This is a genomic window from Acidimicrobiia bacterium (genome assembly GCA_016650365.1).
Taxonomy (GTDB): domain Bacteria; phylum Actinomycetota; class Acidimicrobiia; order Spongiisociales; family JAENVV01; genus JAENVV01.
The window spans coordinates 1-19,827 of sequence record JAENVV010000018.1 but is presented as its reverse complement, the minus strand read 5'-3'; the positions used below and the strand labels follow the sequence as shown (position 1 = coordinate 19,827).

27 protein-coding genes are annotated in these 19,827 nt (G+C 59.8%); 17 read left to right on the top strand and 10 right to left on the bottom strand.

Going from position 1 to position 19,827, the window contains the following annotated elements; translation table 11 throughout:
- From JJE47_01135 to JJE47_01115, 5 genes are all read right to left on the bottom strand, one after another.
- On the bottom strand, positions 1-317 hold a 317-nt coding region (locus JJE47_01135), incomplete at its 3' end, for a hypothetical protein (GenBank protein MBK5266015.1).
- A 9-nt stretch (positions 318-326) separates the two neighbouring features.
- Positions 327-1,055: a sulfotransferase family protein gene (locus JJE47_01130; protein ID MBK5266014.1), complete on the bottom strand. Its 729-nt coding sequence runs from the start codon at positions 1,053-1,055 to the stop codon at positions 327-329.
- Entirely contained in the window at positions 1,052-1,990 is a 939-nt protein-coding gene (locus tag JJE47_01125) for an aminotransferase class IV (protein ID MBK5266013.1), read from the bottom strand. The genes JJE47_01130 and JJE47_01125 overlap by 4 nt, the downstream gene beginning before the upstream one ends.
- A 57-nt stretch (positions 1,991-2,047) precedes the next feature.
- Positions 2,048-2,635 (bottom strand): hypothetical protein, encoded by a 588-nt coding sequence (locus tag JJE47_01120; protein MBK5266012.1) that lies wholly within the window; start codon positions 2,633-2,635, stop codon positions 2,048-2,050.
- Between the two features lie 8 nt (positions 2,636-2,643).
- Positions 2,644-3,141, bottom strand: a complete 498-nt coding sequence (locus JJE47_01115) for a hypothetical protein (GenBank protein ID MBK5266011.1) — start codon at positions 3,139-3,141, stop codon at positions 2,644-2,646.
- A gap of 126 nt (positions 3,142-3,267) precedes the next feature.
- Between JJE47_01115 and JJE47_01110 the strand changes: the two genes are divergently transcribed.
- Genes JJE47_01110 through JJE47_01100 form a run of 3 tightly spaced genes read left to right on the top strand, consistent with a single transcriptional unit; the run spans position 3,268 to position 4,700 of the window.
- Positions 3,268-3,846 (top strand): sigma-70 family RNA polymerase sigma factor, encoded by a 579-nt coding sequence (locus JJE47_01110; protein MBK5266010.1) that lies wholly within the window; start codon positions 3,268-3,270, stop codon positions 3,844-3,846.
- Positions 3,833-4,450 carry a hypothetical protein gene (locus JJE47_01105; GenBank protein ID MBK5266009.1) on the top strand — a complete coding sequence of 206 codons (618 nt, stop codon included), beginning with the start codon at positions 3,833-3,835 and terminating at the stop codon, positions 4,448-4,450. The genes JJE47_01110 and JJE47_01105 overlap by 14 nt, the downstream gene beginning before the upstream one ends.
- Positions 4,443-4,700, top strand: coding sequence for a hypothetical protein (locus JJE47_01100; GenBank protein MBK5266008.1), 258 nt, complete (start codon positions 4,443-4,445; stop codon positions 4,698-4,700). The genes JJE47_01105 and JJE47_01100 overlap by 8 nt, the downstream gene beginning before the upstream one ends.
- Here the strand turns inward: JJE47_01100 and JJE47_01095 are convergent.
- Positions 4,694-5,659 carry a D-2-hydroxyacid dehydrogenase gene (locus JJE47_01095; protein ID MBK5266007.1) on the bottom strand — a complete coding sequence of 322 codons (966 nt, stop codon included), beginning with the start codon at positions 5,657-5,659 and terminating at the stop codon, positions 4,694-4,696. The two genes, JJE47_01100 and JJE47_01095, sit on opposite strands and share 7 nt — an antisense overlap.
- Positions 5,660-5,860: 201 nt before the next feature.
- On the opposite strand from JJE47_01095, the gene JJE47_01090 reads away from it, so the two are divergent.
- The 7 genes from JJE47_01090 to JJE47_01060 all read left to right on the top strand — a co-directional run bounded on the left by JJE47_01090 (position 5,861) and on the right by JJE47_01060 (position 12,612).
- On the top strand, positions 5,861-6,703 hold the full coding sequence (locus tag JJE47_01090) for an acyltransferase (protein ID MBK5266006.1): 843 nt from the start codon (positions 5,861-5,863) through the stop codon (positions 6,701-6,703).
- Positions 6,704-7,087 carry a nuclear transport factor 2 family protein gene (locus JJE47_01085; GenBank protein ID MBK5266005.1) on the top strand — a complete coding sequence of 128 codons (384 nt, stop codon included), beginning with the start codon at positions 6,704-6,706 and terminating at the stop codon, positions 7,085-7,087. It begins immediately after the preceding gene.
- 18 nt (positions 7,088-7,105) lie between these two features.
- Positions 7,106-8,398: an aspartate aminotransferase family protein gene (locus JJE47_01080; protein ID MBK5266004.1), complete on the top strand. Its 1,293-nt coding sequence runs from the start codon at positions 7,106-7,108 to the stop codon at positions 8,396-8,398.
- Positions 8,399-8,416: 18 nt separating this feature from the next.
- Entirely contained in the window at positions 8,417-9,841 is a 1,425-nt protein-coding gene (hydA, locus tag JJE47_01075) for a dihydropyrimidinase (protein MBK5266003.1), read from the top strand.
- A gap of 61 nt (positions 9,842-9,902) precedes the next feature.
- Positions 9,903-10,907 (top strand): TIGR03842 family LLM class F420-dependent oxidoreductase, encoded by a 1,005-nt coding sequence (locus tag JJE47_01070; protein MBK5266002.1) that lies wholly within the window; start codon positions 9,903-9,905, stop codon positions 10,905-10,907.
- A gap of 127 nt (positions 10,908-11,034) precedes the next feature.
- Positions 11,035-11,502, top strand: coding sequence for a CoA-binding protein (locus JJE47_01065; GenBank protein MBK5266001.1), 468 nt, complete (start codon positions 11,035-11,037; stop codon positions 11,500-11,502).
- A gap of 90 nt (positions 11,503-11,592) precedes the next feature.
- Complete coding sequence (locus JJE47_01060; protein MBK5266000.1) at positions 11,593-12,612, top strand: methionine synthase; 1,020 nt, start codon at positions 11,593-11,595, stop codon at positions 12,610-12,612.
- A gap of 21 nt (positions 12,613-12,633) precedes the next feature.
- Here the strand turns inward: JJE47_01060 and JJE47_01055 are convergent, their stop codons facing one another.
- From JJE47_01055 to JJE47_01045, 3 genes are all read right to left on the bottom strand, one after another.
- A complete protein-coding gene (locus JJE47_01055; protein MBK5265999.1) occupies positions 12,634-12,951 on the bottom strand; it encodes a hypothetical protein in 318 nt (105 codons plus the stop codon).
- Positions 12,952-13,019: 68 nt separating this feature from the next.
- Entirely contained in the window at positions 13,020-14,474 is a 1,455-nt protein-coding gene (locus JJE47_01050; GenBank protein MBK5265998.1) for an SDR family oxidoreductase, read from the bottom strand.
- Between the two features lie 34 nt (positions 14,475-14,508).
- Complete coding sequence (locus tag JJE47_01045) at positions 14,509-15,486, bottom strand: GNAT family N-acetyltransferase (protein MBK5265997.1); 978 nt, start codon at positions 15,484-15,486, stop codon at positions 14,509-14,511.
- A 590-nt stretch (positions 15,487-16,076) separates the two neighbouring features.
- Here JJE47_01045 and JJE47_01040 point away from each other — a divergent pair.
- From JJE47_01040 to JJE47_01025, 4 genes are all read left to right on the top strand, one after another.
- Positions 16,077-16,226: a hypothetical protein gene (locus JJE47_01040; GenBank protein ID MBK5265996.1), complete on the top strand. Its 150-nt coding sequence runs from the start codon at positions 16,077-16,079 to the stop codon at positions 16,224-16,226.
- 6 nt (positions 16,227-16,232) lie between these two features.
- The gene (locus tag JJE47_01035) at positions 16,233-16,595 is read left to right on the top strand and encodes a hypothetical protein (GenBank protein ID MBK5265995.1); all 363 of its coding nucleotides are present in this window, start codon (positions 16,233-16,235) and stop codon (positions 16,593-16,595) included.
- Between the two features lie 141 nt (positions 16,596-16,736).
- Complete coding sequence (locus JJE47_01030) at positions 16,737-16,991, top strand: 2TM domain-containing protein (GenBank protein MBK5265994.1); 255 nt, start codon at positions 16,737-16,739, stop codon at positions 16,989-16,991.
- Between the two features lie 170 nt (positions 16,992-17,161).
- Positions 17,162-17,803: a DUF2807 domain-containing protein gene (locus JJE47_01025; GenBank protein MBK5265993.1), complete on the top strand. Its 642-nt coding sequence runs from the start codon at positions 17,162-17,164 to the stop codon at positions 17,801-17,803.
- Between the two features lie 389 nt (positions 17,804-18,192).
- On the opposite strand, the gene JJE47_01020 is transcribed toward JJE47_01025, so the two are convergent.
- Positions 18,193-18,639 (bottom strand): OsmC family protein, encoded by a 447-nt coding sequence (locus JJE47_01020; protein ID MBK5265992.1) that lies wholly within the window; start codon positions 18,637-18,639, stop codon positions 18,193-18,195.
- Positions 18,640-18,960: 321 nt separating this feature from the next.
- Here JJE47_01020 and JJE47_01015 point away from each other — a divergent pair, with 321 nt between their 5' ends.
- The 3 genes from JJE47_01015 to JJE47_01005 form a co-directional block, all read left to right on the top strand.
- Positions 18,961-19,155, top strand: a complete 195-nt coding sequence (locus tag JJE47_01015) for a hypothetical protein (protein ID MBK5265991.1) — start codon at positions 18,961-18,963, stop codon at positions 19,153-19,155.
- Between the two features lie 58 nt (positions 19,156-19,213).
- Positions 19,214-19,537: a cupin domain-containing protein gene (locus JJE47_01010; protein ID MBK5265990.1), complete on the top strand. Its 324-nt coding sequence runs from the start codon at positions 19,214-19,216 to the stop codon at positions 19,535-19,537.
- 164 nt (positions 19,538-19,701) lie between these two features.
- Positions 19,702-19,827: short-chain dehydrogenase (locus JJE47_01005; protein MBK5265989.1), on the top strand; the 126-nt coding region annotated here is incomplete at its 3' end.

The following is a 19,827-nucleotide window of genomic DNA, read 5'->3' as shown; positions in this document are numbered from 1 at the left end:
TATTTGGAGTCCGGTGGCTGCCGGCCCCGGCGAGGTTTGATGATGAACCCCATGGCCGAGCTGAGGATTGCCACGGCGGCTCCCCACAGCACGAGGCGCGGAGCTGCGATCAGCACCACGGCCAGTACAACTATGCCTACCCATACGGCCCGAGGCACTTGCCTGGCGTTGGGGAGGACCAGCCAGACTGCACCCAGGACGATGCTGGACCGGATAAAAACGCCGCCGAGGTTCTCGTCACCCGCCGGCAAAGACATCAAGACCACTCCCAAAACGAATAGGACCAGACTGAAGATCCCCAGCGCCGGGCGATTCATGTCAGCCTCTTACGACGCGGCACTGATCGCATACGACAGCAACCGTTCATACTGCGGCAGGCAAGCACGGTACAGATCCAGCAAATCATCTGGCACCTCGGTTCGGATAGGACGCGGCGCCCCGAAGCCGGTCGTCGCATGGACGCTGGTGTACCAGTGTTTTGCCCACACCCCGTCTTCCGGTTTCGGCCCCAACGGCCATTCGAGCATGTGAGGATCCCATTCAAGATCCAGCTTCTCACAAAGGATCCGCAACACCCCCTCAGGGTCAGCCAGCACCGACGGGGCCACCACGACCACCGGCTCCTGTCCATGGTCGATCAACCAATCCAGGATGGCAGTCTGGTACTCATAGCCGGTATCTCGCAGCGTCGGAGCGCCGGTCATCCCGGCTTCAAGCGACACCAACTGATCAGCCGGGGGCCGGCACAAGATGAAGTTCTGAAGTCCGCCAAGAAGCTCAAGACCGAGGCCGTCCGTGTGGTGGGCCATATTCTTGAAGAACCGGACCTCGTCGACGGTTTCAGCGTGCATATCGGAGATCACAGAGTCGGCGTCGCAGTCCATGGTGGCGACGACTTCCTGCACCCCGGGGTGCGCTACCCCCGCGACTCTGGTCAGGTAGCTCCCGTACAGCGGCTCGTCATACACGCGAGTGTCAGAGCGCTGTCGGAACGAATACATCATGGCCGTAGAAATGTTGCGAGGCCCGGACCACATTGAAATCTTGCGGGTCACCGGTCACCACCGGCGCGGCTACCACGCTTAGCTACGTCGGCGGCCACGGCCGACTCATACAATTCGGAAATGTTGGCTGTAATGGGACCGATCCTGCCATCAGCGAACTCATGGCCATCAACCGACCGTACCGGGGTAAGCCCCCCGAAGGTCCCGGTCACAAATGCTTCGTCCGCACCGTGAACGAGGTCAAGATCGAAATCGGCGACGTGAATCGGTATGCCTGCGTTCTGGCACACCTCGATAACAACGCCGCGGGTTATGCCGGGCAGGCAGTACTCCCCCGTCGAAGTCCACACCTGGCCGTCGGCAACGGTAAAAAAGTTCGTAGCGTTACAGGTTGCCACATGGCCGTTTACGTCGAGCATGAGCGCTTCGTCACACCCTGCGTCGACGGCCTCAATCAGTGCCATCACCTCGTGCAGCTTCGAATGACAGTTGATCCGCTGATCAAGCGTGTTGGGAGGGGGACGCCGAACCGACGCAGTAAACAGACTGACCCCTGAGCGCGCCACAGACGGATCGGCTCGTTTGTACTCGGGAATGATGACCACAGTCGGGCCAGCCACCAGATTGGACGGATGTTGCGAGGGAGTCTTCTTCCTGCCTCGTGACACCATCAGCCGAACATGGACCCCATCGGTCATGCCGTTGCGGGCGAGCACGGAGTACAGCAGATCGCTCATGCCCTGGCGGTCCATTCCCAACCCTATGCCGGTCCGCTCAGATGCCGAAAATAGGCGATCGAGATGACGATCGAGAAACGCCAATTGCCCGTGGTGGAGACGAATACCTTCCCAAATTCCGTCGCCGACGAGGAACGCCGAGTCAAAGACCGAGATCTTGGCCTCATGTCGACGGGCGTACTCACCGTCGACGTAGATCAGAATATCTTCGTTTCGCTCGTCCGCGATCGCCTGGTGGGTGGATGGCATGACGGCACGCTAGCGCGATGCGTGGTCCCGGGCGTTCGCCCACCCCCGATATCTCAGCTACATTCCTGACAACCCGGTGGCAATGACTGCGAAGACGGTCATGGCCGCCATGGGCGTGGCGATCAGGACTTTCCTCACGGTACCGAGAGCAGGCGCACCTTCTCTGGCCGGCGCAAACACCACCGAGAACGCCCACGCTTCGATCGCCAACATCGGGGCGTACCAGGCAACCGCAATGACAGCTTCGATCGTGCTCATCCCTGCATCCTCAAGGATGGTCGTTTGCACAACCGGGATCTGAACGCCGATGGCTACCACGCCAAGCAGACCTCGAAGCCAACCAGGGCGAGGTCGCCCAATCGCGACCCCACCAAGGACAACGGATGGCCACATAACCGCCCCGGCGCCGCCCAACAACATCAACGACAGGATCGATAGCCGCCACCATCCCGCTCCCCGTGCTTGACGGCGTTTCCAGGCGAAACCCAGGGTGGCACCGGCAAGGATGCACACCCCCAGAATGAACCCGGTCCCACTCCAACTGAACTCGGGACTGGCTGAGATGAAGCGCATCCATACTCGCAGAATGCCACCCCAGACCAGACCGATGGCCGCGCCGGCCACAACGGGCCGGCGCGTGACCATGGCGACCATCAGAATTCAAGCGGGATGCAGGCCAACCTGGCGCCGGCCGTCCCGTCATCGTCCGTCGGGTCGTGATGAATGACGATCGAGTGGGCGTCACCCGGAGCGATCTCAAATGGGACGATCGCCGTGGCGTGGCCTGTCCCACCGTTGGAAATGGTGAAATCAAGCCAGACCTCAGTTTCTGACGAAACTGCCGCTCCCGCCACCCGGTAATGACCGAGCGCGGCTGCACCGTTGCCGGCGACACACGACCCCACATGAACGTGTGCGCCCAATCGGCGTCCTTCCTCGGCGCGGTCGAGATCCTTCACGTTGAGAACGACAACGGTTTGGCCGCCGCGGACCGTTGCCGAAGCAACCGCCCAGGCGCCATCGGTTGGGTCGGCCGTCACGACGCTGACGTCCGACAATGACGCTTTCGAGAAAATACGATTTCCTGCCGCCGTCGAAAGCAACCCGAGTGCGAGTATTGCCACCATGACCATCGATCGATGGGTTTTCATTGGACCCTCCTTGTTTCTTTTGATCCGTCACTCCACAGACGGAGTACAAGGTGGAGTCGGGTGACAGCCGGAACATCTTTTTTTGGATGTCACCCGTGGCGCACCATCCAAACGTCGGTAACAATGATGGTATTGGATCTGCGCGTCCCTCACAGGATATTTCGTTCGGTGGTCGACACCCCATTGGCGGGCGCCAACGAACTGGCCGACCTCAGCACGATACTTGGCCAACTGTTCTCAGAGGAAGCCACCAATCTTGTCCGGTTGGCCCGGTTCTTTGTTGACGACCGGACCGCCGCCGAAGACCTCGTCCAGGAAGCCTTCATCCGCTTGTCGAGATCGGCTCACCGCGTGCAAGAGCAAGACAAGATCAAACCATATCTCCGATCAATCGTATTGAACCTGGCCAGAGATCACAACCGCCGGGGTCTGATGTCTCTCCGCCACCGGCCACCCGCCGATCCGGAACCTCCCGGCCTCGACGATCATGTCGCAGCCGATGACGACCGACGGATCGTCGTTGCCGCCTTGCGACAAATAGCCCCGGGCCAGCGCAATGTGCTGGTTCTCCGGTATTACATGGAACTCTCCGTTGCGGAGACCGCCGCAACCCTCGGCGTTTCGGTCAACACGGTGAAGACCCAACAGCAACGTGGCCTGGCTTCTTTGGCGCAGCTATTGGAGGGCGAACATGACGACGCTTGAGCAGCGCCTGCACGACGCCCTGATGGCCAATGCCATCGCGACTCAACCGGCCCCTGACCTGTTCGCCAGAGTCCGCGGGTCGATCGCCGATGACCGGTTACGCCGCAGCCGCCTTCGGGCCCGCATCGGGGTGATCGCGTTGCTGACGACAGCATTCATGTCGATCGTATATGGAACATCAACCTATGAACAAGGGAGACTGCTTATGAACTGGTGGGTACTCGAAGCGATCACTACCGTCGTGCTCATTGGGCTTGCCCTGTGGCTTGGGCCATTCATCAAACGTTTCGGTCGGGCGTACGCCGCCGATGTGTTCAGGGCCAATCCGGCCACCGGTAAGAGCTTCATCCTGCTGGCAGATATCGTCTACTACCTGATCTTCGGTGCCTACATCTTGTTCTCGCTTCGATTCCAACAGGAGAAAGATTGGACCGACACCGTGGGACCGGCGCAACTGCAATGGGAGGTCGCCCGTCTGGGAGGCATTCTCCTCATCATCGGTATTCTGCACGGAGCCAATATCATCCTCATGCCGGTCATCGGTCGGTTGTTCTCCTTGAACCGACGACTTGACGCCGAACAGGTTTCCTCCGGCGATGAGTAGCGACCGGGTCGGTTGGGAGGGGTGGGCCGTTGCGTTTATCGCAATCGTCGCTACACCGGTCGGGCTCTTGTTCTTGCCCATCCTGGGCGGATTCGGCGGTACTTCACACTCTCGCTACCCGCCGATGGATGCGCCGCCTTCTCCGATCAACCCGTTGCGACTTACGGTCGGACTTGTGATAGCCCTGGTCCTCGTTGTAGCCGCCTCGTGGCTGATTCGCCGAACCGACTGGGAGTCGCCGTCTCAGTGAATCGCCCGGTAGCCGAGCCGTTTGTCAATAACGTTATGTAATAGCTGCCCTGCCCGATACCGGGCAAGGTTCTCGAGAAATAGGGCAGATACTCGCTCGGCGTAGTCGTCGAGGTCGCCTGCATGGTGCGGCGTGATGATGACGCTGTCCATCTGCCACAGGGGCGAATCGGAAGGCAGTGGCTCGATCTCGAATACGTCAAGACCTGCTCCCGCCAGTTCACCGGCGTACAAGGCAGCGGCCAGGGCGGCCTCGTCAAGGCTCGCACCCCGACCGACGTTGATGAGCGTCGCCCGCGAAGGGAGTTCTGCGAGGACGGCCGCGTCAATCAGTTGTCTCGTGGATGGTGTCAGCGGAGCCGCGACAACTAACCAGTCGGTTCGGGACAGGTCCCGGTCCCCCCATGCGGTCACGCTTCCGAACTCCTCGTCGAATCTCGTCGAAGTGGCGACGAGAGTGGTGTCGACCCCGACTGCGAGGAGTAGTCGGGCGATGGCTCGTCCGATGCCGCCGGCACCCAGCACCACCGCCGTGGTGCCGCGGACCGGCCTGACAGTTTGGTACTGCCAGGTCGATGTCTGTTGGTTACGGACCGCATCCGGTAGCCGTTTGGCGTGAGCCAACATCAACGCCAGAACGTGTTCGGAGATCGCATCGTCGTAGATCCCGCCGGCGTTTGTGACGAGCACGTCGGAGTTCACAAGGTCCGGAAAGAGCAACGCGTCGACGCCGGCACCCGCCCACTGAATCCATCGAAGGTCACGGGCAGCATCCCAGACCTGAGGCAGCATCTTGCCCTTGAAGTCGAAGCCGAACAACACATCGGCACCTTCCAATGCGCTACCGAGCTCCTCGACCGAGTTGGCGAATCGAACCTCGACAGCCGGACTCAGTGCGGCCAGCGCAGCAACATCCCCGCGGAATTCGCCAGCCTGGACAACCACCGTCACTTCAGCCATGTGAGCAGCCTAAACGCGCCACTCCAAGGGCTTCGATCGGCGAGTTCCGCACAGGGCGTTGGTGAACCGTCCATCGCCGCCCCTTACGCAGTAGGATCGGCATCGGGACGAATTCGGTCCGATGCCGCCGATCGGCGGCATTGACCAAGATACGAGACGAAGTACCCCGATACGCACTCAGCGACGACGAGGGAGTCATCGATGGCGAACATTCTCCGATCAGCTTTGGTTCAAACCGAATGGACCGGCGACAAAGAGACAATGCTCAAGAAGAATATGGACTACGCCCGTGAAGCCGCTAACGACGGTGCGCGCATCATGTGCTTTCAGGAACTTTTTGATGCCCCCTATTTCTGCCAGGTGCAAAGCGACGAACACCTGGCCACGGCCGAACCCATCCCTGACGGTCCAACCATGGCTGCCATGACGGCTCTCGCCAAGGAAACGGAAATGGTTCTCGTCATTCCGATGTTCGAGAAAGAAGACGATGGGTTCTACTACAACACTGCGGCGGTCATCGAGGCGGACGGCACGTACCTTGGCAAATACCGCAAGACCCATATCCCCCACGTGAAGGGGTTCTTCGAGAAGTACTACTTCCGCCCCGGGAACATGGGTTACCCGACGTTCGATACCAGCGTCGGCCGGATTGGCGTGTACATCTGTTACGACCGTCATTTCCCTGAGGGTTGGCGAGCTCTGGGCCTCAATGGCGCCAAGCTCGTGTACAACCCGTCGGCAACCAGTCGGGGCCTTTCGATGTACTTGTGGAATCTTGAGCAGCCCGCAGCTGCTGTGGCGAATGAGTACTTCATCGGAGCTATCAACCGGGTCGGTCAGGAGGAGTACGGCGACAACGACTTCTACGGATCGTCCTACTTCGTCAACCCGCGGGGCCAGATCGTCGGAGAAGCGGCGTCCGACACCGAAGAAGAACTCGTGGTCAGGGATCTTGACATGGACATGGTCGATGAGGTACGTCAGCAATGGGCGTTCTTCCGGGATCGTCGACCGGACGCGTACGGCGATTTGGTCGCTCCCTGAATGACGCTCGACGAAGCAACCGTCAATGGATGGCTGAAACGGTACATCGAAGCCTGGCGGACCAACTCCCCCGACGAGATCAGGTCGTTGTTTACCAATTATGCGACGTATCGATATCAACCCGGGGGCGACCCACTGGTTGGAGCCGAAGCCATCCTGGCTGATTGGCTGAAGAACCCGGACGAACCTGGGTCATGGGAAGCGTCGTACCAGTGCGACATGATCTCAGGAGACCGGGCCATAGCCATCGGGAAAACCACCTACGCGGGCGGCGGCATGTACTCGAATCTGTTCCAACTTCGATTTGAAAGCGGACGGTGCTCCGAGTTCGTTGACTGGTACATGGACGAATCAACGGCCGACGCCGACCCAACTGCCCCGTAACTCATCGAAAGGCACACCATGGGTACTCACAACGAACTCCTGGCAAGGCACCGCCAGGTCCTGCCGTCTTGGATGGCGCTCTACTACGACGAGCCCATCTCGTTGGTCAATGGCCTCGGCCGGCGGGTAACCGACGCCGAGGGAGTTGAGTACCTCGACTTTTTCGGCGGGATCCTTACGACCATGACCGGTTACAACGTCCCCGAGGTGGTCGCCGCCATCAAAGCGCAGGCGGAAAAGATGCTCCACAGCTCTACGTTGTACCTCATCGAGTCACAGATCGAGTTGGCGGAAAAGATCGCCAATCTGTCAGGAATCCCCGACGCCAAAGTCTTCTTCACCAACTCCGGGACCGAAGCCAATGACGCCGCCCTCATGCTCGCCACGCAATATCGTCGGTCCAACCAGGTCCTCGCCATGCGCAACAGCTATCACGGGAAATCTCATTCGACCGTGGCCATCACCGGCCAGTCTGCCTGGTCGGCGACCGCTCTTTCCCCGTTCCAGGTCACGTATATCCAGTCGGGATACAAGCTCAGGAGTCCGTTCCGCGATCTTGCCGATGACAAATTCATAGCCGCCTGCGTTGACGACCTCCGCGACATGCTCAATATCGCCACCGCCGGTGATGTCGCCTGTCTGATCGCCGAACCAATCCAGGGAGTGGGCGGATTTGCCACCCCACCGGACGGGTTCTTCGGGGCTTTCAAGTCCGTGCTTGACGAGCACGGGATCCTCTTCATCTCTGATGAGGTCCAAACGGGATGGGGACGCACCGGGGAGCATTTCTGGGGCTATGAAGCGCACGGAATGGTCCCCGACATACTGACCTTCGCCAAAGGTCTTGGCAATGGACTCGCCATTGCCGGGGTGGTGGCGCGAACCGAAGTCATGGACTGTCTTGAGGCAAACTCCATCTCCACGTTCGGCGGTAACCCGCTTTCGACCGCCGGAGCCCTGGCCAATCTGAACTACCTCATCGATCACGACCTTCAGACGAATGCGTACAAAATCGGTCAACAACTCAAAGACGGCATTCACCACATCGCCGATGCAGTACCCGGGATTATCGAAGTGCGCGGCAAAGGTCTCATGCTTGGCGTCGAATTCGGCGTCGGAGGTGAGTTGGAACCAGATCCGGCCACGACCAAAGCCGTCATGGAGGAAGCGAAGCGCCAGGGCTTGCTCATTGGTAAGGGAGGACTCCACGGAAATGTGCTGCGGATTGCCCCTGCCCTGACGTTGACCTCCGAGGAGGCTCAAGAAGGACTCGAGAAGTTGGAAGCGGCCATCGTCACGGCCATCACCTAGTACGAGAGGAACCGAGAGATGGTTACAACACTTATCAGCGGCGGCACCGTCGTCACTGCCACTGAAATCATGGACGCCGATGTTCTCATTGACGGCACGAAGGTCGTTGGTCTCTTCGCCCGCGGTGGCACCCTGCCCGAACTGGTTGTGGATCGGGTGGTTGACGCGTCTGGCAAATATGTGTTCCCTGGCGGCGTGGATGTCCACACGCACATGGAGCTACCTTTCGGCGGAACGTTTGCGTCGGACAGTTTCGAGTCCGGTTCGAGGGCGGCGGCCTGGGGCGGCACCACGACCATGATCGACTTTGCGGTTCAGACCATTGGCGAGTCGATGATGGCCGGCTACGAGGCGTGGATGGACAAGGCTGCCAACAATTGCGCTATCGACTACGGATTCCACATGATCGTCTCGGACGTCAACCAGCAAACTCTCAAAGAGATGGACATCCTCATGGGTGAGGGCGTGACAAGCTTCAAGCTCTTCATGGCCTACCCGGGGGTCCTGTACTCAACCGATGGCCAGATCTTCATGGCGATGCAAAAGGCGGCCGAGAACGGCTCGACCATCATGATGCACGCTGAAAACGGCATCGTGATCGACGTGTTACGTGAACAAGCACTCGAACGGGGCCAAACGGATCCGATCTATCACAGCCTGACCAGGCCCCCGGTTACCGAATCGGAGGCGACCCATCGGGCGATCGCCTACGCCGAATTGAGTGGCGCCCCCCTCTACGTGGTCCATATGTCCGCAAAAGAAGCCCTCGACGAAATCGCCATCGCCCGCAATCGGGGTAGCAATATCTTCGCCGAGACCTGCCCGCAGTACTTGTTCCTTGGCTGGAACAACCTGCAGGAACCAGGCTTTGAAGGCGCCAAGTATGTCTGTTCAACTCCGGTTCGCGATTGGGAACAGGGCCATCAGGACGCGTTGTGGCGTGGACTGGCCACCAACGATCTTCAGGTTGTGTCGACCGATCACTGCCCGTTCTGCATGAACGACCATCCGGTCCTCGGCACCCAGAAACGCCTCGGCGAAGGCGACTTCACGAAGATCCCCAATGGTATGCCGGGAGTCGAAGAACGAATGCGTCTGGTTTATCACGGCGCGGTCGGCGAGAACCGACTCAGCCTCAACCGCTTCGTTGAAGTGACGGCAACAACGCCGGCCAAGATGTTCGGCCTCTATCCCAGAAAGGGGACGATCGCCATCGGTTCTGACGCCGACATCATCGTGTTCGATCCGAATGTGAAGACGTCCATGTCCGTAACGGTCAACCACATGGACGTGGACTACTCCTCATACGAGGGCAAAGAGGTAGAAGGGCGCATCGACATGGTGCTTGCCAAGGGCAAGGTGCTCATCGAAGGCAACCAGTATCACGGGGCCAAAGGCGACGGCGAGTACCTACGGCGGGGCACCAACCAATGCCTGATCTGAAGATCACCTCCGCCGCGGCGCTTAGCTCAGTCACCATGTCGCTTGAAGGATGGAAAAGATGATGGATTTCGGAGTCGTTCTCCAAACAGACCCACCCGCCAGTCGGGTGGTCGAACTGGCCAAGCTTGCCGAGGACAATGGCTTTTCGTACGGATGGGCCTTCGATTCTCACGTTCTCTGGCAGGAGCCCTTCGTCATCTTCTCGATGATGCTGGCTGCCACCGAGCGGATGATCGTCGGTCCCATGGTCACCAATCCCGGCACCCGCGACTGGACCGTATTGGCCTCACTCTTTGCCACCCTTAATGACGCCTACGGACCCCGAACGATCTGTGGGATGGGGAGAGGCGATTCTGCGCTGCGCTACATCGGCCGGACACCGACCACCCTGGCGACCATGGTCGAGTCGATGACCGTCATCAAGGACATGGTGGCTGGCAAAGAGGTGACCTACAACGACAAGAAGCTGCGACTCCCCTGGATCAAGACAGGTTGGGACCTCCCTATGTGGGCAGCAGGCTACGGTCCCAAAGCCCTCGATACAGTCGGCCGACATGCCGACGGGTTCATTCTTCAGCTTGCCGACCCCCAAATCCTTGAATGGACGGTGGCGACGGTCCGGGCGGCGGCCGAAGATGCCGGCCGCAATCCAGCCGACATCGCCATATGTGTCGTGGCACCTGCGTATGTCGGTGACAACATCGCCCATCAGCGTGACCAGGTCAGATGGTTCGGCGGGATGGTCGGCAACCACGTCGCTGACATGGTCAAACGCTACGGTGACGACGCCTCAAAAGTGCCGGCCGCGCTGTCGGATTACATCAAGGCCAGGGAAGGCTACGACTACGACCACCACGGCCGATCGGGCAACAAGTCCACGGACTTCGTACCGGACGACATCGTCGATCGGTTCTGCGTGCTCGGTACTGCGGACGATCACATTGCCAAGCTCAACGAGTTGCGCGACCTCGGAGTCGATCAGTTCGGGATCTACCTCATGCACGACGATCAGGAAGCCACGCTGCGAGCCTACGGCGAGTCGATTATCCCGGCTCTCAACGGCTGAACCAGCGAGAGAACTTCGGCGGATAGGCCCGTTCGCCTCTGGACATGGACCCACCGGTGCGAAAACATGAAACGGGTGGTGATCGGTCACCGCCCGTTCTGTGAAGGGAGGTGGGAACGTGCCCACCATGAAAGACGCTGCCTCGGACTTTCTCAACAGCAAGCGTATCGCCGTTACCGGTGTGTCACGTGAACCAGCCAGCCATGGAAGCAACATCGTCTATCAAAGACTCCGCGAGCGCGGCTATGAGGTTTTCGCCGTCAACCCGAATGCCGAACAGGTGGAAGGTGATGCGGCCTTCCGCGACCTGGCGTCAATCCCGGGTGGGGTGGATGCGGTCGTGATCGGCACCCGGCCTGAAACGGCCATGGATACCGTCAAGGAGTGTGCCGAACTCGGCATCAAGAGAGTCTGGATGCATCGGGGATTCGGGGGTGGCAGTGTCTCGGAAACCGCAGCCGAGTTCGGCCGAGCGAACGGAGTTGAGGTGATCGATGGGGGTTGCCCGCTCATGTTCGACCCGACCGCCGACGGCGGCCACAAAGTCATGCGCTGGATGCTGACCCTTACCGGAAACGTTCCCAAACAGGTCTAGCGAGCAACCTCGCCGTTCGGGTATTAGGTTGGCCCCACCAACCGGCGCCAAGCAGGTTGATGTGCCAGGATGTTCGCCCGAGGAGCGACGATGTTCAAGACCACCATTGCCGGAAGCCTCCCCAAGCCCGCCTGGCTGGCCGAACCAGAGAAGCTGTGGGCTGCCTGGAAGAGCGAGGGACCTGAACTGGTGCAAGCCAAACGGGACGCGGCCTTCGTTTGGATAAAGGAACAGGAAGAGCTCGGCATTGACACGGTTACGGACGGCGAACAGTTCCGATCTCACTTCGTCCACGGATTCTTGGAATCAATCGAGGGAATTGATTGGGAAACGAAGACCACGATGGGGATCCGCGACAACCGTTACGAGGTGGACGTTCCGACCGTGACGGCGCCGGTGCGACGGACCCGCCCGGTTCACGGTGACGAAGTCCTATTCACCAGGGCCCACACGAATCACGCCCTCAAATTCACGTTGCCCGGCCCCATGACTATCTGCGACACGATCGCGAACGGGCACTACGACACCCGCGCCGACATGGCAATGGCCTTTGCCGAGGTCCTCAACCAGGAGGCGAAGGACCTGGTCGCACTCGGCGTGGATGTGATCCAGTTCGATGAGCCGGCGTTCAACGTGTTCATGGACGACGTCAACGAATGGGGCATCGATGCCTTGGAGCGAGCCGCCGAAGGCCTCGACTGTAAGACCGCAGTGCACATCTGCTACGGCTACGGAATCGAAGCCAACATCCAGTGGAAAGGCACCCTTGGTGAAGAGTGGCGCCAGTATGAGCAGATCTTCCCGGCGATCAACGCCAGCCGTATCGACCAGGTTTCACTTGAATGCGCCAACTCGCATGTGCCGATGTCCGTGCTGTCACTTTTGCCGGACAAGGAACTGATGGTGGGGGTGATTGACGTGGCGACCGACGCCCTTGAGACCCCTGAGGATGTCCTCCGTGTCATCGAAGAAGCGATGCAGTACGCCGATGCCGACCGCATCATGCCATGTACGAACTGTGGAATGGCACCGCTGAATCGGAACCTGGCAGAGGCCAAACTGGCCTCTCTGGCGAAGGGGGCCGAGTTGGCCAGGAAGCGGCACGGCTAGCTACCAGCCGGCCAAACGGCGTCAGGGCTGCAGAAAGAAGACCAGTCCGTACAAAATGGCGGCGAACCCGACGGAGATCAACCCGCCGTACAGAGCACCCTTCTTGAACTCCGGGATCCGCATCGACCCATAAAAGAGCCAGATCACCATCGCTACTACTGCTGCAACCAGGAACCTCGGGAATGTGACTTCCGGGTTCCAGGCCTCCGAGAACGCACCAGCGAACGAGCTGACAATCCCTGCCACAATCCACGGAATTACGGTGGCACCGAGGCCCGAGATCCACCCGAACGCCTGGCCATTCTTCTCTTGGTTAGAACGCTCTTTGAGATCGGTCATCGTTCCAGTATCCGCCGGACTTCCCACTTGCGCCAGTACCGAATGACCCTTTCGGATCGCCGATGGATCTAGGCCCGCCTCTTCGATGCAGCCGCCGCAATCCGCTGGGCCATCGCGCCAAATATCACTGCGTGAAAGGGCACCAGGGAATACCAGTAGGCTCGACCAAGGAGTCCGCGGGGAACAAACGTAGCCGTCTGGGTGAGTTTCGTTCCGTTCTCGGTCGGATCGGCTCGCCACGACAGCCACGCCTCACCTGGCAGTTTCATCTCCGCATGCAGGACAAGCTCCCGGCCAGGTTCAAGGTGGCTAACTCGCCAGAAGTCCAGCGCCTCGCCAGGCCGAAGATCTTCAGGGTGGCGGCGCCCCCTGCGCAGTCCTACTCCCCCGAACAGAGAATCAATGAAGCCTCGCAGGTGCCATGCCCATCCCAGTCCGTAGTAACCGAAGTCTCCGCCGACCCTACTGAAACCCCAATACACATCGGCGGGCGCAACGCCCGTCATGACCACGCGACGGTCTTCGAAGCGGGACCCACCTGCCCATTCAGGATCGGTCGGAAGCGGACTGGCCGGATGGTTGGTTGCGTCACTCCACCGCGTTTCGACCGCGAATCGGGTGGTGTGCTCCAACGCCAGTCGAACCGATTCCCGGTAACCGAGCGCAACCAGTCCAAAGCGGTCGAAAGCCGCCTCCCCGCGCACGATCACTTCATTCTTGAGGCTGTCGACCAGCGGGCGAGCAACCCCGACCGGCAACGGGGTCACCAAGCCGACCCAGCGCGACGACAACCCCGGACTCAACACGGGAACCGGAATGATGATCCGGTTCCGCAACCCTGCTTCCTCGGCATAACCCCGCATCATCTGTTCATATGTCACGACATCGGGCCCCCCGAGTTCGAGAATCCGGGATCCAGCCTCGTCCTCGAGGGCGGCGGTGAGGGCCGCAAGGACATCACGAATGGCTACCGGCTGACACAGGGTTCTCACCCATTTCGGCGTCGTCATAACCGGCAGCACTTCGGTCAGATATCGAAGCATCTCGAAACTAACCGATCCGGATCCGATAATGACGGCCGCCCGCAGCTCGGTCACGTCCGTCCGTCCATCCGCCAAAATGTGGCCAACCTCTTGACGCGACGCCAGATGTTTCGAGAGGCGTTCGCGTTCGGGATGGCCGAGGCCGCCGAGATAGACAACCCGCTTCAGCCGGGCACCATCGGTCGCGTCCCTGAAATTGTTTGCGGCGATACGATCGGCCGATCCAAAATCGGCTGCCGCTCCCATGGAATGGACGAGGTAGTAGGCATAGTCGCAACCTGCCAATGCAAGGTTCAGAGATTCAGGATCCATGACGTCACCCTCGACAATCTCAACGTCTGGGGCCCAGGGATCCAGCGAGAGCTTTGACGGATCGCGGCTAAGGCAGCGAACCCGATAGCCCTTCATAAGAAGATGCGGTACCAACCGACCTCCGACGTAGCCACTGGCTCCGGTGACAAGCACAAGTGGTTTGGGCATCAAGCCAGACTACCGTGGTGAAGCAAATACTCCGTCAGATGGGTCGTTGATAGGTTGCCCCTGATGTTGTCATCCTGAATCCGAGCCCTTCGTACAGCCGGTAGGCACCGGTTGGATTCTCGACATGTACCCCCAGACCGGCGTCTTCATATCCACGGGCTTTCAAATCACGCAGGCTGGCACAGATAAGCGCACCGGCTACCCCCCGGCCACGCCATTGTCGAGTCGTCGAGATATCTTCGGTATAGGCTCGTTTCCTGCCATGTACACGGTTGGCTTCCTCGTTGACAAAGGTCCGAACCTGGCCAACTACCTGGTCGCCGGACCAGGCGACTTTCCACAGCGATGGATCCCGGTTCGGATCTCCAACGAAGCGTTCCCAGTCTTTCTCGTTCGGTTCGATTGCGCCAAAGTGATCTCGAAAGGCCTCAACGTCGGCTTCCCACACGGCTCTCAAATGGTCCTCGCTAACCGGCCGGATCTCAACGCCGCCAGGTAGCGGACGATCGGGTATGTTCTCAAGATCGGGGCGAATCATCGACGCGTACTGAGCCACCGGCTGGTACCCATCGGCCCTGACGAGATGCACACAGCCAACGTCGGCGTCACTTGCATCAGTTTGGAACTGCTTGTCATCAGCGGCGTGACCACTCGCAATTGCGCCCAGGTACCCTTGCGCCCAAGCAAGCATCGCGGTGCCAATCCCACGCCGTCGGAAGCCAGGAACCAGCCTCCCTATGTGTCGATAGATGTGCGTACCGCTCAGTTCGCGATTCCATCGGCCAAGGACATACCCGACCGGAACGCGGCCGGCTTCCACGATGAGCAAACCGTCCTCGACGTTGAAATTCTGTGTGTTCGTGAACTCATTCTCAATTTCGTCGGCCGTCGGCAACGACTCATCACTCTCCGGGCTCGCCGCTCGTTTGAAGACCTCGGCGACCAGCCCGAAGTCTTGTCGGTCGTTGAAGGTCCGGGCGGCAACTCCAGATGGAAACGTGAACTGAACCATGGGATCAAGATACCGTCAGATACGCAGACAAGCTGGCGATTTTCAAAGGCCAAAGCCCCCTGGAACCACAACCCCGGGTTCAACCCCGGGTTCCAGCGCCCGAATATGGGCGCTCAGGCCCTCGGTACGATTCAGAAACGGGTGGCTTGGCCCGTCGTCGAAAAACGGCCGGTAACTAGTCACCTCGGGGAGGCGCAGAACCATTCTCACTGAACCCATGGTCCATACCGATAGATCCTTTAGAGACCAGGGAGCAGTACATGACCATTCTTCAGCGATCGGCGAAAAGCTCAAGCCACGTCCATTCTTATCGGGAAACGCCGGCCATCGCCGGTTTCACCCGTCGAGTATGCAGCGATTGCCAGCACGTCAGCATCGACTCACCAGACGCCGCGATTCCAAACGCAGCTCAAGGCCGGCAAACCGGGCTCTTCGGATCCCCGCCACCTCGCGTCGGTTTGCGTAGCGAGGAACTGCTACCCGGACCGAGCCAAAAGCGACGGTTCGGCGCCAAGGTAAGTCCCGCCTAGTAAAACCCGCCGGGCACGGCGGTCAGCGCTACGGCACACCCGATCGGTAGTGTCGGTTACGTGGAGAAACTTGACGGCTCGGCTTTCGACTTCTGGATTGGCCAGTGGGATTGCGCATTCGACGGTGGCACGGCGCGCAACGTGGTTAGCCGTGAGTTCGAAGGCCACGTCCTGACCGAACGATTCCAGGGTCTCACTCCCCAGCCCTGATCGGGGATGAGCATTTCGGTATACAACCCCACCCTGAATCTATGCCGCCAGACCTGGGTCGATGAGAGTGGAAGCTACTGGCACTTCGTCGGCTCGCTCGTGAATGGCGATCCATCGTTCGGCACCCCAGAACCAGTCGATGCCGACCGGACATACAAACGAATGGCCTGTTCGAATATCACTCCTGAGACCTTCGATTGGCGTTGGGAATCATCACCTGATCAGCAGAAGTGGACCGAGAACTGGGCGATCGCCTACGTTCACGGTGAGCCCGGGTTGACGTCAAACCTCCTCCGCGCAGTTGAACATCCAGCGGACATCGAAGCGATCGACGAGGCTCCCAAACCGTCCGAATCACCTTGTCGATGAGTGGCAGTTCCGGTGACGCCACCCTGCAGTCTCCATGGCAACTAGCGCCCGCCTGGTGAGATCGAGGGCCTTTTCCTCTACTTCCTTGCCCACCCAGGCCCGAGTGATCAAATCGTCCGTCCGCAGAAAGGAAAAACTGGCATGAAACCGTTTGAAGACCTGCCGGAGGACACCAGAGAAGCCGCTGTCAAGCGGGTCAAAGCCAAGCGGGACTTCAAGAGTCACGTGGCCGTGTACATCCTGATCAATGCCCTCCTTGTAACAATTTGGGCAACGACTGGTGCCGGGTACTTCTGGCCGGTCTGGCCCCTGGCGGGCTGGGGCATCGGGCTGGCACTGAACGCCTGGACCGTCTACTTCGAACGACCAATCACCGAAGATGACATTCGGCGTTAGATGACGAGAAGCGGCTCCCACTAAAGAGGGGCTTGACATCGACCACCCCTAATTGATTACACAGTGGGATCAACGGCAACCACGGGTTCCGGGCGACCTCCCCGAATCACGTTGCGCGTCTCCGCCCACCGCCGCCGTGCCGACAGATCGATGACAACAAAGGCACACTCATGAAGAGAAGCCCCAAATGGCCCCTAATAGACGCGGCGGGCCTCGCCACAGTCATAACGGCAATGCATTGGCGCATCCGGGATCTGTCCACAAAGTCGCGCGATGTCTCCAACTTTGACGAGATCGTGTTGCTCGGCAGCGGAAACGTCCACGTGGATCTAGCCGGTTTCGAGTCGCTTGTCATCGAGGCTGACGACAATCTCCTGCCCATACTGACCAGCGAAGGTATCAACGGCCGACGTGAGCTGGGCTCCAGCGCTCCGTATGCATCCAGAAGCCCGATCACCTATACGATCACGGCCGCCAACCTGACACGCGTCGAGATATCAGGCAGTGGCACCGTGGCCGTGTCTACGTTGTCCGGTCACGACTTCACTGCCGACATCAGCGGGTCTGGGACCATCGAACCGTCCGGTTCGTGCAACGCGCTTGACGTAAACATAAGCGGGTCGGGGGGCTTCCGAGGGGCAAACCTTCTCTGTACGAGCGGGATCGTTTCGGTTTCGGGGAGCGGGGAGGCACTGGCCAATGTGAGCGACGATCTCAGCGTCAACATCAGCGGATCCGGCAACGTGGAATATGTGGGTGATCCCTCCCTAACCCTCAACATTTCCGGCTCGGGTTCCGTAGCCCACCGCTAGACATTTTCCCTTCGTGACATCCGCCACTTGAGAGAAATCGGCCATCTGGCAGGAAGGGGTTCGCCGGTTCGGCGTCGCTGTCTTTCTGATAGCCATCGCACCCGGACTGGGCAACGATCGTCACCGCACTCCGATTCCAGGCGACCCGGATTCGCGAACTCGCCGAACAGGGCCCACCGGGTAGTTAAGGGGCTGGGGCCGGCCACGGCGTCTGCTCCTCAACCGCGCCCGATCAGGACCGGGCAGATTAACTCGGGTGATCGACATGCCCGGAGGGCGTCGATCCCGATCCCGGCGATCCCTGCACCGGCTAGCAGATCGACTTCCGGAGAGAAGCACAGGCTTGTCTTCACCCTAGGCGATCAGACGCCCTTGGGTACGAAAGGCGGTCACCCTACCGGTTCGACGACCTGAATGTCGGGTTCCATGACGATCTCGGAGTTGACCGATCGACTGATCAAACAGGCCGCTTCAGCCTTTTGGATGAGGCGGAGCGCCCGATCAGCCTGGGCACGACTGACCATGATCCTGGGTCGCAGCGTGACCCGGTCCATTCTGTACAGTCGATCGTCACCCCGTTGCAGGTGCCCAACGGCGTTGTCCGAATAGCCGAGCACTTCGAGACCTGACCCGTCGGCGATGGCCCGGAACGTGGTCATGAGGCACGCCGACAGAGAAGCAAGAAAAAGATGTTCAGGACTCCAGACCCCACCGGGACCCCCAAACTCGGGAGGCGAAGCAACGTCGAGTGCCACTTCCAGGGTCTGGTCGGTCAGTGTCCCGGTCTTGGGACCCGTTCCACGAAGCGTGAGTGTGTAGTCATGTGAATCGATCATCTTTGGTCTTTCTTCGGGCGGTATCGCACCCAGCGTAGGGACCGGATCGACGCAAGCGGAGGGAGCGAAAGTCCCAATCTGGTGTTCCGAAGTCATACCATGCAACAAAACCGACTCCGGTCAGCGAGCCCTGCGCCGGGTTCGCACTCACACGCAGCTGCCTCGCGCCAACCGGATCGGATCGAACCCTGAGACCCAGGCGATCAGAAGAAGGAGAAGTTGTGCAATACCCGTTACCGCTTCGGAACTCGCAGACCTCTTTATCGAAGCCGGGGACCATCATCATGCCGCCTACGTCGAATCAGACGGAGTCGATCCCGAGTGGCCGATCTTTTATGCAGCGTACGTTCAGAGCAAGCTTTGGGACCGGCTTGGGTCCTTCTCACTCGCAGCGAACTCATCCACATCATGGTGGCTTCTGATCTGGCCATCAGGTCCGGGGAAGCCGGCGGCGATTGGGCAACCATCTACGCCGAGCGAGTCCGATCGTTTGCCGCTCAAAAGTTGGACCGGTAACAGTCCCGTTATGGCGTGATCACCGGGATTTGTCGCCCGCTCCACGTAGGCTAAGCCGATGGAACCATCAACTCCCACCACGGTCATTGCCGACCTCGAAGCAGAACTCAAGATCCCAAAGGACGGGACCCTCAGCCGGGTTCTGTACAAAGACGACAGCATTCGCCTGGTGCTGTTTGGGTTCGACACCGACCAGGAGCTCACCGAACACACCGCCGCCCTGCCGGCCGTTGTCCAGATCATCAGAGGCCGAGCTGAAATCGGTCTTGGCGACCAAACCGTTATTGCACGCCCGGGGACCTGGATTCACATGGCCGCACACCTCTCACACTCCGTCAGGGCGCTCGAACCGACCGTACTGCTTTTGACGTTGATCCGCTGACTACACCCTGCGATGGCACGCCGACTGGAACGAGTGTGCGTACGATTGCGTATATCGAACGTGGATGCACACTCGACGCGTGAACTGGCGCTCAAGGCACCTGGCACCAGCCCGGTCTGATCGACGCCACCCGAACTGCAATCGGCAGCGACTAGCGTGCAGATATGTCTTCCACTTGCCTGATTGTTGGCGCCAGCCGGGGTATTGGACTCGAACTGGCAACCCAGTACGCGGTCGACGGCTGGACCGTCCACGCCACGACTCGCACGGTCGATCAACCGGGACCGCTT